The following is a 15,218-nucleotide window of genomic DNA, read 5'->3' as shown; positions in this document are numbered from 1 at the left end:
CTTACCCGTGCCTGGTTCGAAGGTAGAACAAAAGTCCCGAAACATGGCCGGCGATTTCCTGCCAAAGGAAACGATCCTCAGGGACGCTGTTCGACGCTGATCCGTCCGTCGACCCATCGTCCACCACGACTATATCCAGTGCCTGATAGGTCTGCCAGCGGATGCTGGCAAGCGTTGCGCCGATGGTTTGTTCGGCATTGAACATTGGTACCCATCGCCTACGGTAGCATTGTCTTGGATCATCGAGCTTTCGTTTTCTTCGGCAAGAGTCGGCGAATGTCAAAAACGGATGACGGCATCGGATGGCAGCACTGCCCCTGTCAAGATCGGGGCGAATTAGAGGCAGGCAAAAAAGACTCGAAGACAGGCTGAATAGCGCGCATGCCCTCGTTGCATGGGCCTGTGATCCTGGTCCCGGGCGTTCTGCGCCCAACATCACGGATGCCCGGTTCATAGAACGGCCGGAGGCCTGGGTCGAGGTCGGAATGTCCTGCCTCTGGCGGCTAAACAAACACCGCCAAGTACACGGCGCAAACGGTCTGGGTCGGAACGATGACGTCTTGCACCGCAACACCGGTTTCTTCAAGGTAGGGCAACAACGGACATATAGATGTCGTTGCTTGCCGATTTGACCGGAAGGTTAACAGCACGATGCCACTCATGATTCGACGATTGGGAGCCAGGAATCTGGCGCGCCTGGCACGACGTCTCGGGGATCTGACGGCGATGTTTGTCCTGATTGCCAGGCCGCTCCTCTTTGGGATCGCACTCTTGTTGGCCGGTCCGGCGCAGGCGCAGGCGACCGTCCCACCTGAAAGGGTCAAACAGCTATTCGAGCTTCTCGACGATCCGTCAGTGAAGGCCTGGGTGGCCGAACAACGAAATCAGGACGCCGGGTCCACGGGAGCGCCTGCCGAGGCAGGAGCTTCGCCGACCGACGCATCGTCCGGCGGCGCGGCCCCACCCGGCCAGATGAATACGATGGCATCCTCGACGCTCGATCGGATCAGGCATCATATCGAGAGAATCGTGCGAACTTTGCCCCTGCTGCCAGGCCAGTTCGCGCGCGTTCGGGCAGAGACCATAGAGGACATGTCCAGCAAGGGGTCTGCCAGCGTATTTATTCTGATTGCGATGTTCATCTCTGCCGGCCTGGCGCTCACTTGGGCGACATACAAAGTCACCCGTCCATTTCGTCTTTGGGTTATCGCGCAACCGAAGGATACGCCCATTGGGCGAGCCAAGAAGATTGGTGGGCGCGCGCTTTATTCCAGCATGCTGATCGTCTCGTTCGCACTGGGCAGCGCCGGCGCGTTCATGTTGTTCGACTGGCCAATGCTTATCCGCGAGATTGTGCTGACCTTTCTGATGGCGGCGGTCGTTACATGGGGTGTGCGCCTGTACGTCATGGCCATGCTCGTCCCTTCCTTCATGAACGTCGAGAACGCCGTCGAGGTTCGCGGTTTGCCGATCACCAACGAAGTGGCTGACCATTGGTCCTATTGGCTACCCCGGATCGTCGGGGTCTTCGCCTTCTTCGGCGCCGCGTTTATCCTTTTGCCGGGTCTCGGCATCGATCAGGACGGAATGATGGTCCTGTCACTGGGCGCCGATTTCGTGCTGCTGTTGCTCTTGCTGAGTGCCATCTGGCGTCGGCCAAGAACGCAGCGAGGTGGTGCGCGCCACAGCGGTCACGCGGAAGCGACATGGTTATTGACTGCTTATTTCGTCGTCCTGTTCCTGCAGCGTATCGCCGGCCTTTATACATACTTCTGGTTTACCTTCGCCGCATTCTTCCTGCCTTTGGCAATCGTGCTGATGCAGCGCGGGGTTAATTTCGTGCTGCGGCCGGGTTCGGAAGGTGTCGGCCGGCCTACGATCCCGGCGGTGACGATCGCTGTCATCGATCGCGGAATCCGGATGATCTTGATCCTGGCGGCGGCTTACTTTCTCGCGCGTGTCTGGGGTCTGAACATGCAATCCATGCGGGACAGCGATACCACGACGATGTTCATATTGCGCGGCTTGATCAATGTCGTGGTCATTGCCCTCGCAGCCGATCTCGGCTGGTCGATCATCAAGGCTTTGATCGAACGAAAGCTGGGCATCGAAATACCACACCCTGTGATCAGCGACGAGGACGTCCCGATCCTCGATCCGCAGCAGGCGCGGCTGCACACGCTTTTGCCAATCCTCCAGAACATGCTGCTCGCATTGATCGTCGTGATGGCCGTGCTGATGATGCTCGCCTCTATGGGTATCCAGATCGGCCCACTGATCGCCGGCGCCGGCGTTGTCGGTGTCGCGGTGGGCTTTGGCGCACAAACCGTCGTCAAGGACGTTATTTCAGGCGTGTTTTTCCTGCTCGATGATGCGTTTCGTGTCGGCGAATATATTTCCTCGGGCAATTACAAGGGTACTGTGGAAAGCTTCTCGCTGCGCTCGGTGAAGCTGCGCCACCATCGTGGTCCGCTCTTCACCATACCTTTCGGTGAACTCGGGGCAGTCCAGAACCAGAGCCGTGACTGGGTTGTCGACAAATTCAACATTACTGTCGGCTATGACACCGATATCGACTTCGCTCGCAAGCTGATCAAGCGGATCGGTCTCGAACTTGCGGAAGATCCCGAATTCAAAAACTGGGTGCTCGACCCGATCAAGATGCAGGGCGTACAGGAGTTCGGCGAGTACGGCATCGTATTGAGGGTGAAGGCCATGACCAGACCCGGAGGCGCCTTCGGCATGAAACGCAAGTTCTATGTACGCCTCCGCCAAGTCTTCAAGGAGCAGGGCATCGAACTCCCATTTCCGACAGTCCATGTCGAGGGGCTACAAAACCACCATGGGGCAGAGAATGCGCCGTTGGAGATCACACCCGAGTTAAAAATGGCCGTCGCGCAGTCGCACACCAATCGACGCAGAAAAAAAGCTAGCACAACAGAGTAGGAAAGCTGTGACACCTGCCGGTCACAGCGCGGCTTGGCGGTCGCCCGTGGCAGGGATACTCTTTATCTTCAACCGTTTAGACGAAAAGTCCCGTCACGAGCCTTGATGGTTTGCTCGGCATGGAACATCGGCATCACAACGCCTCCAGTAGCATTGTCCTGGATTATCGAGCTTTCGTTTTCTTCGGCAAGAGTCGGCGAATGTTAAAACGGATGACGGCATCGGATGGCAGCACTGCTCTCTCGGGATCGGGGCGAATTGGAGGCAGGCAAAAAGACTTGAAGACAGGCTTGAATGGCAAGCGCTCATGCCCGACGGCTTAGAGTTGAGGTCGATGCGCCGGAGCATTTCCGTTCGCGCATTTCTTCACCACTCGCGTGAGGATCATCTGGTCCCCGCCATTCCGCCTTATGAACAAGCCTGACCTGGCTTGCAGAAGGCTTGTACTGACGCGGGCGTTGACGGTGACACCGCATGACCGCCGCCCTCGAGAAGATCGCGAAAGCTTTCCAACCAGATCCGAGGGATCATGAAAATGATCGGCTTGCTCGTTCCCGCCGGTAACTAAGGTCGATGGTCGTAGTATACAGCCGGGCGCGAGACAGTATGCTGGCCGCCGGATTAGCTAATTTAGATGTTTCTAATAAAGAATACGTTACTTAATTTCGGTCCAGTAAGCTGTATCCTGACATTGTATTACTCATTTCTATCGTAGATTGCGTCCAACGGTCGATTAGATTAGCCGGTTATGGCTGCTATCACAAAGGGCCGCGAGAGCGACACCAATCGGGCCTCGTTCTTTTGCTGCTAGTCCAAGAGATGTAAAAGGGACGCACGAAATCGGCATACGCCAAAAGTCCGGCTTGCGGGCCGGGTATTTTGCTGACATGTTTGCCTGTTTATGGATTTCTGCACTGTGGCAGGTGTTCAAATAGAGGGGCATAAGGATGGCTAAGGAATCTTCGGGTACTTCGAGTACCGCTTCTTCCGCAAATAGGGCGGACGCAAATCTGATAGGTAACCCAGAAGGAAATGGGCTGAACTTCATGGCGGCCCAGGCTCGCGAGAACGGGGGCGCCGGCGACGCCGTAGGTGTCGACAAGATACGTGATCTGCTGTTCGGCAACCAGATGCAGGACTATGACCGCCGCTTTTCCAAGCTTGAAGAACGGGTGTTGCAGCGCTTCAAGGATGTCGAATCGGAAGCCAAGCGCAATCTTGACATGTACGAGTCAAATGCAAAGAAGCAGGTTGATTCACTTGCGGCGCAATTGCGGAACGAAAAAGATTCACGAGCCGATGCCGACAAGGAGATTGACCGGAATCTTCGCGAGCAAAACCAGGCACTTGAAAAGCAGGTGCGCGCGTTGTCGGATCAATTGAGCGCGCTTGAGCGAGACGTTTCGGACCGGATAAATCGAAACGATCATTTGCTGCGTGAGGAAATCAAGCAGAAGAATGAAGGCGTTCAGATGCTGATAGAAAAAATGTTTGCTGATCTCAGCAACGTCAAGACCGACCGAAATCTTTTGGCTGGTCTGTTTGTCGAGGTTGCAAAATGTCTGAATCAGGATCCGGTTGGCAGCAAGAGCAACCCGGATCGTAGCTGGAAAATGAGTTGATGGGACCTTGACGTCAACCGTCGACCCATTCAACCTTGCGCAAAGAACAGCCTCGAACGATACAGAGATTGATCGCGAGGCTCTGGCTCGTCTTTTGATCGAAATTGCCCGGAATGTTGATCCGGATTACCGTGCGCGTTTCGAAGGAGTTCCAACCGCCGATCCTCGCATGGAAACGCTGCGCCAGTTGCTGGTCAGTCGCGAAATCTCGGAGCTTTCACGAGTTACGCATCTGCTGGACGAACCGGAGCAGCTTGCGGCAGCCGTGGGCGGCGTTCTTCCCAGTGCGGCTGCACGAGCGTCTCATGCGCAACTGGGCGAGGCGCTTGCGCCAGCTGTCGAAAGGGCTGTGCAACGGTCGATCCAGAAGAGCCCGCGCACCCTGACGGATATATTATACCCGGTGTTTCTGCCGGCAATTCGCAAGTCGATCGGGGAAAAGATCGACCAGACCTTTCAGTCGCTGAATGAAACTTTAAGACATATATTCACCTGGCATGGGCTCAAGTGGAGATTTGAAGCTTGGAGAACAGGTGCAAGCTTCTCGGAAGTTGTTCTTAAGCACTCTCTTGTTTACCGCGTAGAACATGCCTTTCTCATTCACCGGAATTCCGGTCTTTTGATAGCACACGTAACTGCCGAAAATGCAACGAGCGAAGATCCTCAACTCATTTCTTCGATGCTTAGTGCAATTCAAGATTTTGTGAAAGATTCGTTTAACGAGAAAGAGCAAAGCGGCCTGGACACTATTCGTTTCGGCGACCTTCGTCTCTGGTCAGAAGTTGGACCGTTTGCGACCCTGGTTTCGGTGATCCGGGGAAATCCGCCAGAGGAATTGCATGAAATAGTTCGGGATGTGTTGCTTCGCATCCATGAGGAATCCTCACAGGCTTTAGAGCAGTTTGACGGCGACGGTTCGCAGTTGGCCGGCGTAGAGGCGCAGTTGCAGACCTGTGTCGAGCTGAAGCAGGAGGAATCAAACGAGGGATTTCCGTGGCTGGTGGCGGCCGTGGCCCTGCTGTTTTTGAGTCTGGCAGGCGGTTGGTTCTTTCTTTCCTGGCAATCCGGGCAGCGTTGGCAGGCTTATGTGTCGCGCTGGCAGGCTTACGTGTCGGGACTGGAGGCCCAGCCGGGCATCATCGTTGCCGAACAACAGGTACGCGATGGCCAATTCTATATTGCCGGCCTGAGAGACCCGCTTGCCGCCGACCCGCAGTCGCTGTTGTCTGGAACTGAGGTGGATCCCGCCCAGGTTCATTCGCAGTGGCAATTCTACCAGAGCCTTGAACCCGAGTTCGTGTTGAAGCGGCTGACGGCGTCGCTGGCTCCGCCGGATTCAGTACGACTTTCGATCGTCAATGATCGCATCGTTGCCGAGGGCGAGGCTCCCGACACCTGGATAGATCGGGCGCGCGCAGCGGCCCGACAGCTTTCGGCAGGCGGACCGGAATTCGACATCTCCAAGGTTCGCNGCCGAGGGCGAGGCTCCCGACACCTGGATAGATCGGGCGCGCGCAGCGGCCCGACAGCTTTCGGCAGGCGGACCGGAATTCGACATCTCCAAGGTTCGCGATGTAAGCCCCCAAGCACGCGAGGCGGAGCGCTGGCAGGCCTATGTGTCACGAGTGGAGACCCAGCCGGGCATCATTGTTGCAGAACAAAAGATGAGCGATGGCCAATTCTATATTGCCGGCCTGAGAGACCCGCTTGCCGCCGACCCGCAAGCTCTGCTGTCCGGAACGGAGGTTGATCCTGCCCGCGTTCATTCACAGTGGCAATTCTATCAGNNACCCGCTTGCCGCCGACCCGCAAGCTCTGCTGTCCGGAACGGAGGTTGATCCTGCCCGCGTTCATTCACAGTGGCAATTCTATCAGAGCCTTGATCCGGAGTTCGTGTTGAAGCGGCTGACGGCGTCGCTGTATCCGCCGGATACAGTACGACTTTCGATCGTCAATGATCGCATCGTTGCCGAGGGCGAGGCTCCCGACACCTGGATAGATCGGGCGCGCGCAGCGGCCCGACAGCTTTCGNACAGTACGACTTTCGATCGTCAATGATCGCATCGTTGCCGAGGGCGAGGCTCCCGACACCTGGATAGATCGGGCGCGCGCAGCGGCCCGACAGCTTTCGGCAGGCGGACCGGAATTCGACATCTCCAAGGTTCGTGATGTGAGCCCCGAAGCACGCGCGGCGGAGCACTGGCAGTATTATGTGTCGCGACTTGAGGCTCAACCGGGAATCGTCGTCGCCCAACAAACGGCGAGGAGCGGACATTTCTACATTTCCGGCCTGAGAGACCCGCTTGCCGCCGACCCGCAAGCTCTGCTGTCCGGAACGGAGGTTGATCCTGCCCGCGTTCATTCACAGTGGCAATTCTATCAGAGCCTTGATCCGRAGTTCGTGGTGAAGCGACTGACGGCGTCGCTGACCCCGCCNCGGACATTTCTAYATTGCCGGCCTGAGAGACCCGCTTGCCGCCGACCCGCAAGCTCTGCTGTCCGGAACGGAGGTTGATCCTGCCCGCGTTCATTCACAGTGGCAATTCTATCAGAGCCTTGATCCGAAGTTCGTGGTGAAGCGACTGACGGCGTCGCTGACCCCGCCGAAATCGGTCCGGCTTTCGATCGTCCAGGGTCGCATCATTGTCGTGGGTGAGGCTCCTGCCACCTGGATCAACCGGGCGCAGGCCGCCGCCGAACAACTTTCGGCGGACGGAGTGGTTCTGGATGTCTCGCAGTTGCGTGAGCTGGACCTTGCGGAACTTAATCATTTGAGAGAGGCCATCCAGACGACCGATATTTTCTTCTCTTCCGGCAAAGTTGTGCCAGGACCAGAGCAGATGCCGGTTCTCGACAGGTTGGCGGATCAAATAAAGGAATTCGCCCAAAATGCCCGCAAGTCAGGCGTAACAGCACGGTTCATGTTGACCGGACATTCGGACGCCACGGGCCGTGAGACGGCCAACGCGTCGATCAGTGCCGCCCGCGCCGAGACAGTTCGTGCGCTTCTCAACAAACGCGGCGTCGCTCTGGAACTGTTGCTGGTTCGGGGCGCGGGCACTTTTGAGCCGCTGGTGCCAGAAAATAGTCAAACTGGGAGTTCCACGAATCGCCGGGTTTCGACTACGGTAAACTTGGACTAGTGGAGCCCAAGATGTTGCAAAAAAAGATCTGCATGCTGGGCGGCTTCGCTGTCGGAAAGACGAGCCTGGTTCGCAGGTTTGTGCAAAGCATCTTTTCAGAAACCTACTTGACCACGGTGGGCGTGAAAATCGACAAGAAGAATGTCGCACTTCCGGACAAAACCGTGGATCTGATTTTGTGGGACTTGGCCGGCGAAGACGATATCGGCTCATTCCGCGTCAGCTATGTTCGAGGTGCAACCGGGCTTGTGCTTGTCGTCGATGGAACCCGCGCTGCTACTCTTGCCGTGGCGCTCACGCTGCGCGAACGGGCCGAGGCCGAATTCGGCGCTATGCCGTTTGTATTGCTGATCAACAAATCCGATCTGGCCGATCGGTGGGCAATATCGGATAGTGAGATTAACGAACTGAGGCAACGTGGATGGCAAATCTATCTAACAAGTGCGCTCTCGGGTGAGCATGTTGATGATGCGTTCCGTCAACTTGCTTTAATGGTGACCAAATAGACCATGCATGGATTGCCAAGAGAAGTCAGAAGTTGGATTTTCGATTTCTTCTACAATGGACACTCTGTCGCATATCTGAAAATCGACGCCCAGCTTTGCATAGCTGCTAAGGGTGGGAATGTTGAACATTACGGACTCTCATCGCTTCGCATTGGCAAAGCTGTTGCCGAGCAGCTTGAATTTATGGAAGGTTTGCTGCCTTGCCCGGAGCTTCCGTTTCACATTGCCATGGTCGAACTGCCCAGCGGGCGTGTCGCGGACCTTCATTTTTTTGCTGACAATGCCTGCGTGTGGCTGATTTTTCTTGACGCCACTGCCGAACGCGACAATAGGCAGCGGCTTCAACAGAAGGCTTATGAAATGACACTCTTGCAAGAGAGGGAGCGTCAACTCAACGAGAAATTACAATCGACGAACGAGGCGTTGAGGAAGAGCCAGGAGGGATTGGCGCGTGAATACCAGCGCGCCGAAACCCTGCTCCTCAACATTCTTCCGGCTTCGATCGCCGAGCGGTTAAAAGCGCAAAAAAAAATTGCTGACAACCACGCAGAGGTGAGTGTTCTTTTTGCCGACATCGTCGGTTTTACGGAACGAGCGCGGAGCGTCGGAGCCGTGACGACGCTCGCTATATTAAATTACTTCTTCAAGGCGGCGGATCGGCTCTCGGATCGATACGGCTGCGAAAAGATTAAGACAATCGGCGATTGTGTGATGGTGGTCGCTGGCCTGCCCACCGCGCGATCCGATCATGCAAAGGCCCTCGCGCGATATGCACTTGAGCTGCGCAAGGCGGTTAAGCGCGAACGCTTCGCAGGAGAACCGCTAAGACTCAGAATTGGAATTCACTCAGGACCAATCGTCGCGGGCGTCATAGGCAAGAGGCGGTTCGCCTATGACCTGTGGGGCGACACCGTTAATCTCGCCTCACGTATTCAAACGTCCGCGGAGCCCGATGAAATCCGTATTTCGGATGCGACGCGCCAACTGCTTGGACCAAATTTTGCTTGCGACCCACTCGAGGAAACGGAATTGCGTGGTACAGGTCGTGTCCGAATGTGGCGGCTCCCGGCCTGATTTAGCGCTTGGCAGTGCCGACCCTGAGCGCACTGTATCTGAATCTCGTCAAACATCATCGTTTCGAATGTCCGCAGCGGTGCGCGAAACAGTCGACCACCGAGCGAGGGCCCAAAGGTCTGGGTCAACTCCGGGAATCACCTCCTGAGATTTAATGTCGCTATCGTCCTTCCCTGCACCACAAGCGGACCTACTGCTTTCGTGAAGATCCTATCGGGATGGAAGGCGGCCAGCGCTCTGCGATGGCTGGGGCGTCGCCCGGAGGGACCGAGTTGGATGCGGGCAGGCCGCTTCGTGGCGCCTCCGCGCGACGTTGCCGGGACAGTGGGCGGCTGGGCGCGGTCCTGTCGACGTCAGCAATTATCATGGATACGCGCGGACCCATTGCCGAAGGCTGGGCGCCTGCGGCTGAACGCTGGTTTATGCCATGCCGGATCATGGGGTGTTCTCCCGGTTTGCCGCCGTTTGTCGATGCCGGCTCGCAAGCCCGGTCGATTTGCTTGATTCGGTGCCGGTGCCTGCCGAGTTCCACTGCCTCTTTGATCCGCAGTGGAATCCACATTCTCACCTCCCTGTTGTTGACCGTCCGAGCATCCCCCCACTCTATAGTACTGACTTTGTCTCCGGATTGAATGCAGCGGCTCCGATATCCTGGATAAGCCTCGCCAAGCGATCCGCAGCGTGGGATCCACTCTTTCCAAGGTCGCGAACGCTGCTCATGTGATCGGCACCGGCGATGACGGTTCGAGAGACACGCAGCCCCTGCGTTCTCAGATGGTCGGCGAATGCCTCGGCCTGGCTAAGAAAAGGCGACGTTTCCTCGCCTCCGACGGCGATCTCAACCTTCACTGACGGATCGAAGTTATGTGTCAGTGGAGAGAACAGGCGGGCTTCTTCATCTGTGATCGCGATCTCGGCCGCAAGGAACGAGGTCTGCAGTGGCTTCAATCCGTACAACCCACCAAGGAGCAGCGCGCCTCTGATGTGCGACGACCGGCTCGGATCATTGAACAGCATGGTGGCGAGTTGGGCACCAGCGGAGTGCCCGCTGACGGTCAGCCGGCCGGGATCGCCCCCATAGTCCGCGATGTGGTCGAGTGCCCACTGCTTGGCACGACGGACCTGGTCGATGATCGTGGCCATCCTCACGGCAGGCATCAGAGCATAGTCGACAATGACCGCGATCGCTCCGGCGCGCGTCACCGTGTCGGCGACGTAGGAATAATCGCGTTTGGAGAACATTCTCCAGTAGCCGCCGTGGATGAACATGTGAACCGGCAGGCGGTCGCGGTCGCCTTCCGGAAAGAACACGTCGACGGTTTCGGTGGGTTCGGAACCGTAGGCGACGTTCGCAAGCATGGGGATCTTCGCCCTGGTTTCCGCGCTGCGGCGGACAATCTCGGCGACGATCTCATCGAACTCGGCCACGTGATCGCGAATGCGGAATGGATCTTTTTGCATGGATGTCCGCTCAGATGGTCACGGCGATGTACTTCGCCTCCATGAACTCGGCAACGCCGTGCTTCTGACCACCTTCTCGGCCCAGCCCGCTCTGCTTGACCCCGCCGAACGGCGCTGCAGGATCCGACATCAGGCCGCGGTTCAGGGCGATCATGCCTGACTCGATCTTCGATGCCACTCGCATTCCCCTCGCCAGATCACGCGTATAAATGTAGGCGGCGAGACCGTACTCGGTGTCATTGGCATTGGCGATGGCTTCCGCCTCGTCGTCGAAGCGCATGATGGGAGCCACCGGACCGAAGATTTCCTCGTGTGCCATGATAGCGTCGGCCGGCACGTCGCGAAGCACCGTCGGCGGGTAAAAGTAACCCTTGCCTTCGGCAATCGCCCCGCCGCACTGAATCCTGGCCCCCCGGGCGACCGCGTCCTTGACGAGCCGGTCGATCTTGTCCACGGCCTTCCTGGTGATCATCGGACCGCACTCGGTCTGCGGATGGGTTCCGATGCCAACATTGAGAGCAGCCATGCGTTTGCTCAACCCCTCCGTGAAGGCATCATGGATGCCGGCCTGAACGTAAAGCCGATTGGCGGCCGTGCAGGCTTCGCCGGCGTTGCGCATCTTGGCAACCATCGCACCGTCGAGCGCTGCTTCCAGGTCGGCGTCGTCAAAGACGATGAACGGTGCGTTGCCGCCAAGCTCCATGGAGCAGGAGATGACATGTTTTGCGGCCTCGGCCAGGAGCATGCGGCCGACACCGGTCGAGCCGGTGAATGACAGCTTTCGCACGCGTGGATCGGCCAGCATGGCCGCCGTCACCGGCCCTGGGGTGGAGGTCGTCAGCACGTTGACGACGCCAGGCGGCACGCCGGCTTCCTCGTAGAGCGCCGCAAGCGCATAGGCCGTCAGCGGCGTCTCGCTGGCGGGCTTCAAGATCACGGTGCAGCCGGCCGCGAGCGCCGGCGCGATCTTGCGTGTCGCCATGGCGGCCGGGAAATTCCATGGTGTGATGAGCACGCAAACACCAATCGGCTGGTAGTCGACAATGATCCTGTTGGCGCCGGAAGGCGCCAGGCCGAACTCGCCGCTGATGCGGACGGCTTCCTCGGCATTCCAGCGGAAGAACTCGGCGGCATAGGCGATCTCGCCCCGCGCATCGCGCAGCGCCTTGCCGTTCTCCAGCGAGATCAGCGCGGCGAGGGCCTCTGCTCGCTCACCCATCAGTTCGAAGCAACGCCTGAGAATCTCCGAACGCTTGCGTGGTGGCGTCTCTCGCCAACCCGCCGCCGCCTTGGCGGCTGCATCGATCGCGGCAGCGGCGTCGGCGAGTGTGGCGTCGGGCACCGCCGCAATGACGGCTTCGGTCGAAGGATCGACCACTTCAATCACGCGGCCGTCGGACGAGGGTCGCCAGTGTCCGCCGATGTAGAGACCGTGAGAGACCGTGGCGTAGTCGAACATATCTTGATCCTCGTCGGATATGTCTGCGGCAATATTCATTGGATGAGCTCCTGGTCGATCACATCATGGTGGCGGACATGTCGCCGTCATAAGCAGCCCTGACCAGCCGTCGCATCGCGGCGAAGTCGAAGGGACGGGGATTGTTCTTGATCAACCGATCGATGCCGAGCGCCTGCTCGGCCGTCCAGTCGATCTTGTCCTCTGGGAGACCCAGTTCGGCCAATGTCGCTGTGATGCCGAGTGCGCCAAACAGCCGGCTCACCTCCCGGATGGTGGCGTGCGCCAATGCATCGGCATCGCCGCCGCCCTGATGGGAAAAGCCGAGAGCGGTGCCGACTTCGGCAATCTCCGCAGCTGCGGCAGGAAGGTTGTAGCTCATCACATATGGCAGCATAGTGGCGACGCCCAGACCATGCGGAGTGTGGGTAAGCGCGCCGACGGGATACTGCACCGCATGGGCGGCCGCCGTTCCCGCCGTGCCGAAGGCGCAACCGGCGGCCAGTGCTCCCATCATCACGTCGGCGCGCGCCGTCTCGTCCGATCCGTCGCGATAGGCCTTTTCCAGACTTCGGCCCAGCAGCTTGATAGCCAGAAGCGCGAAGTGGTCGGTCAGAGCACTCTTGCCGACGAAGACGTGCTGTTGCGGCAAATTGGGATCGGCGCCGCGTTTGGCCGCTGTGAAAGCCTCGATTGCGTGCGTCAGCGCGTCAGCGCCGGCGATCGCCGTCAGGGACGGTGGACAGGTCGCCGTCAGATCCGGATCGCAAAGCGCCACGGCGGCGATGAGATGAGGACTCGCGATGCCCACTTTCAGCGTCCGATCCGGGTCGGAGATCACGGCCACGGGGGTTACCTCGGAGCCTGTCCCGGCGGTTGTCGGCACTGCGATCACGGGAAGGGTGGGGCTCGGTACTTTGAACTCGCCATAGTAATTCTCGAGCTTGCCACCATGGCTGAGCAGAAGCGCGGCGCATTTTGCCATGTCGAGGCAACTGCCGCCGCCGATTCCGATCACCATGTCCGGCTTGAAATCCTTCGCCTCCGCTATGCAGGCGGCGACGCTGTCGCGGGGCACATCCGGCAGCGTTAGGTCGTAGACCAGCGTGACTATCGCCGCGTTGTGCAAGCCAGCAAGAATTTCTGCGAACTGCGATGTCGCCGCGAAACGCTCATCCGTACAGACGAATGCGCGGCGCCCATATCTGACGGCAACGGCAGGCAGCACATGGCGCTGGCCTTTGCCGAACAGGATCTCGCGCGGCAGGCGCGCTGCTGCAAACAAGCTCATGCACAGGATCCTTCGAAGACGGATTGGGAGCCAAGAGAATTGACTGCGTTCCAGAAACCGGCCTCGACGCTCCGGATCATTATCATTCGATATCCCCTATTAAATCGTATAGGATATACTATTGAATCGGGCGGAGCATCGTGTTAGTGGATGCTTCTGTCAAGGGGCAAAACAATGCAGAACACGGACCTGACGGTTGACAATGAAGCCCGCGCGACCGGCCGCATCCAGCGCGCCAACAGTCTTGCTGGCGACGTGTACGAGGCAATCTTCGCGCAACTGATGTCTTTGAGAATTGCTCCGGGATCGCGCATCACCGTCGACAATCTCGTCAAGGAATTCAACGTCTCGCATACCCCCATTCGGGAAGCGCTTGGCCGGCTGGAGGGTGAGGGCCTGGTGTTGAAGACCCACCTGATCGGCTATCGGGCCGCCCCGCAAATCACCCGTCGGCGCTTTGACGAGCTTTACGAGCTGCGCCTTCTGCTTGAGCCTGCTGCCGCGGCCAAGGCCACCGCCACACTGGACGACGAGCGCCTTGCCGTGCTGCAGGAGGCGGCTGGCGTCATGGCCCGGCGGGTGGGGAAAGACGAACGCCTGCGCTATTCGAACTTTGCCCGTCAGGATGCGATCTTCCACGACAAGATCGTCGAATTCGCCCAGAACGAGCTCATTCGCGAGACACTGAATCACCAGCATACCCACTTCCATATCTTCCGCTTGATGTATCACTCGCGGGTGACCGAAGAGGCGCTCGACGAGCACGAGGCTATTCTCGCAGCCTTCTCCGCGGGCGATTCCGACGCCGCCGAAAAGGCCATGCGTGCGCACATCGAGAATTCGCGCGACCGGCTCCTGCCTGCGTTCGAGTAGCATTGCGATGTCGCCTGTCCGCAGCACCGTCAAGCTCGACGCGCCGCTTATCGCCCAGGCCAACGCCAAGGAGATTTTCCCCACTCCCCGTTCTGACCCGATTTCGATCCCCAGGAGGCGAGGCGCGAAGTGCACCTCGCTTTGTCACAAGCCGAGAGGAAGACCATGCCAGGCAAAAAGATACTTATGTTGACCGGTGAATTCACCGAGGAATACGAAATCTTCGTCTACCAGCAGGCGATGGAGGCGGTCGGCCACACGGTTCATGTCGTGTGCCCAGACAAAAGCGCCGGAGACCTGATCAAGACTTCGCTGCACGACTTCGAGGGCGATCAGACCTACACCGAAAAGCCCGGCCACAACGCGCTGATCAACAAGACCTTTTCCGACGCCGAGAAGCAGCTGAGCCAATACGACGCTGTTTACTGCGCCGGCGGTCGTGGCCCTGAATACATCCGCACCGACAAGCGCGTGCAGGCGATGGTGCGTCATTTTCACGAGGCCAAAAAGCCGATCTTCACGATCTGCCACGGCGTCCAGATTCTAATTGCGGTCGACGGCGTCGTCCGTGGCAAGAAGGTGGCGGCGCTCGCGGCATGCGAGCCGGAGGTGACGCTTGCTGGCGGCACCTACATCGATCTGTCCCCCACCGACGCCTATGTGGATGGGACGATGGTTTCGGCCAAAGGTTGGACGGCGCTTGCGGCGTTCATCCGCGAATGCCTCAAGGTGCTGGGAACCGAAATCCGCCACGCGTAGCCCTTGGCGCCGACGCATCCCCAACGGATGCGTCGGTTTCGTCGTTCTCGAGCGGGGCTTGTCATCGCCAAATTGGCTTCAGAGTGA

At 58.5% G+C, this 15,218-nt stretch carries 11 protein-coding genes; 7 read left to right on the top strand and 4 right to left on the bottom strand.

Translation table 11 applies throughout. The annotated features are described in order from the left end of the window. Position 1: 1 nt before the first annotated feature. Positions 2 to 205, bottom strand: a complete 204-nt coding sequence (locus ASD99_RS33570) for a glycosyltransferase (protein ID WP_056585142.1) — start codon at positions 203 to 205, stop codon at positions 2 to 4. 521 nt (positions 206 to 726) lie between these two features. Here ASD99_RS33570 and ASD99_RS21265 point away from each other — a divergent pair. From ASD99_RS21265 to ASD99_RS21240, 5 genes are all read left to right on the top strand, one after another. After that, positions 727 to 2,946 carry a mechanosensitive ion channel family protein gene (locus tag ASD99_RS21265; RefSeq protein ID WP_057144776.1) on the top strand — a complete coding sequence of 740 codons (2,220 nt, stop codon included), beginning with the start codon at positions 727 to 729 and terminating at the stop codon, positions 2,944 to 2,946. Positions 2,947 to 3,893: 947 nt separating this feature from the next. Continuing rightward, the gene (locus ASD99_RS21260; RefSeq protein WP_057144775.1) at positions 3,894 to 4,568 is read left to right on the top strand and encodes a hypothetical protein; all 675 of its coding nucleotides are present in this window, start codon (positions 3,894 to 3,896) and stop codon (positions 4,566 to 4,568) included. A gap of 2,840 nt (positions 4,569 to 7,408) precedes the next feature. Continuing rightward, on the top strand, positions 7,409 to 7,711 hold the full coding sequence (locus ASD99_RS34900) for an OmpA family protein (RefSeq protein ID WP_244497860.1): 303 nt from the start codon (positions 7,409 to 7,411) through the stop codon (positions 7,709 to 7,711). Positions 7,712 to 7,722: 11 nt separating this feature from the next. Then, positions 7,723 to 8,217 (top strand): Rab family GTPase, encoded by a 495-nt coding sequence (locus tag ASD99_RS21245; protein ID WP_056591051.1) that lies wholly within the window; start codon positions 7,723 to 7,725, stop codon positions 8,215 to 8,217. A gap of 3 nt (positions 8,218 to 8,220) precedes the next feature. Continuing rightward, a complete protein-coding gene (locus tag ASD99_RS21240; RefSeq protein ID WP_056591056.1) occupies positions 8,221 to 9,291 on the top strand; it encodes an adenylate/guanylate cyclase domain-containing protein in 1,071 nt (356 codons plus the stop codon). A gap of 603 nt (positions 9,292 to 9,894) precedes the next feature. Here ASD99_RS21240 and ASD99_RS21235 read toward each other — a convergent pair. The 3 genes from ASD99_RS21235 to ASD99_RS21225 are packed head-to-tail and all read right to left on the bottom strand — an operon-like array spanning position 9,895 to position 13,499. Continuing rightward, on the bottom strand, positions 9,895 to 10,752 hold the full coding sequence (locus ASD99_RS21235) for an alpha/beta hydrolase (protein WP_057144773.1): 858 nt from the start codon (positions 10,750 to 10,752) through the stop codon (positions 9,895 to 9,897). A 10-nt stretch (positions 10,753 to 10,762) separates the two neighbouring features. Next, positions 10,763 to 12,211, bottom strand: coding sequence for an NAD-dependent succinate-semialdehyde dehydrogenase (locus ASD99_RS21230; RefSeq protein WP_413813948.1), 1,449 nt, complete (start codon positions 12,209 to 12,211; stop codon positions 10,763 to 10,765). A gap of 58 nt (positions 12,212 to 12,269) precedes the next feature. Then, entirely contained in the window at positions 12,270 to 13,499 is a 1,230-nt protein-coding gene (locus tag ASD99_RS21225) for an iron-containing alcohol dehydrogenase (protein ID WP_057144772.1), read from the bottom strand. A gap of 174 nt (positions 13,500 to 13,673) precedes the next feature. Here ASD99_RS21225 and ASD99_RS21220 point away from each other — a divergent pair, with 174 nt between their 5' ends. Together ASD99_RS21220 and ASD99_RS21215 are read left to right on the top strand one after the other, a co-directional pair. Beyond that, complete coding sequence (locus ASD99_RS21220; RefSeq protein WP_056591068.1) at positions 13,674 to 14,372, top strand: GntR family transcriptional regulator; 699 nt, start codon at positions 13,674 to 13,676, stop codon at positions 14,370 to 14,372. 165 nt (positions 14,373 to 14,537) lie between these two features. Beyond that, positions 14,538 to 15,131 (top strand): DJ-1/PfpI family protein, encoded by a 594-nt coding sequence (locus tag ASD99_RS21215; protein ID WP_056591072.1) that lies wholly within the window; start codon positions 14,538 to 14,540, stop codon positions 15,129 to 15,131. Positions 15,132 to 15,218 lie beyond the last annotated feature (87 nt).

Origin of the sequence: Mesorhizobium sp. Root695 (genome assembly GCF_001428185.1) — a bacterium.
Lineage (GTDB): Bacteria > Pseudomonadota > Alphaproteobacteria > Rhizobiales > Rhizobiaceae > Mesorhizobium.
Note: the sequence above shows the minus strand (reverse complement) of the source record. Positions and strands in the feature narration are given on the sequence as shown.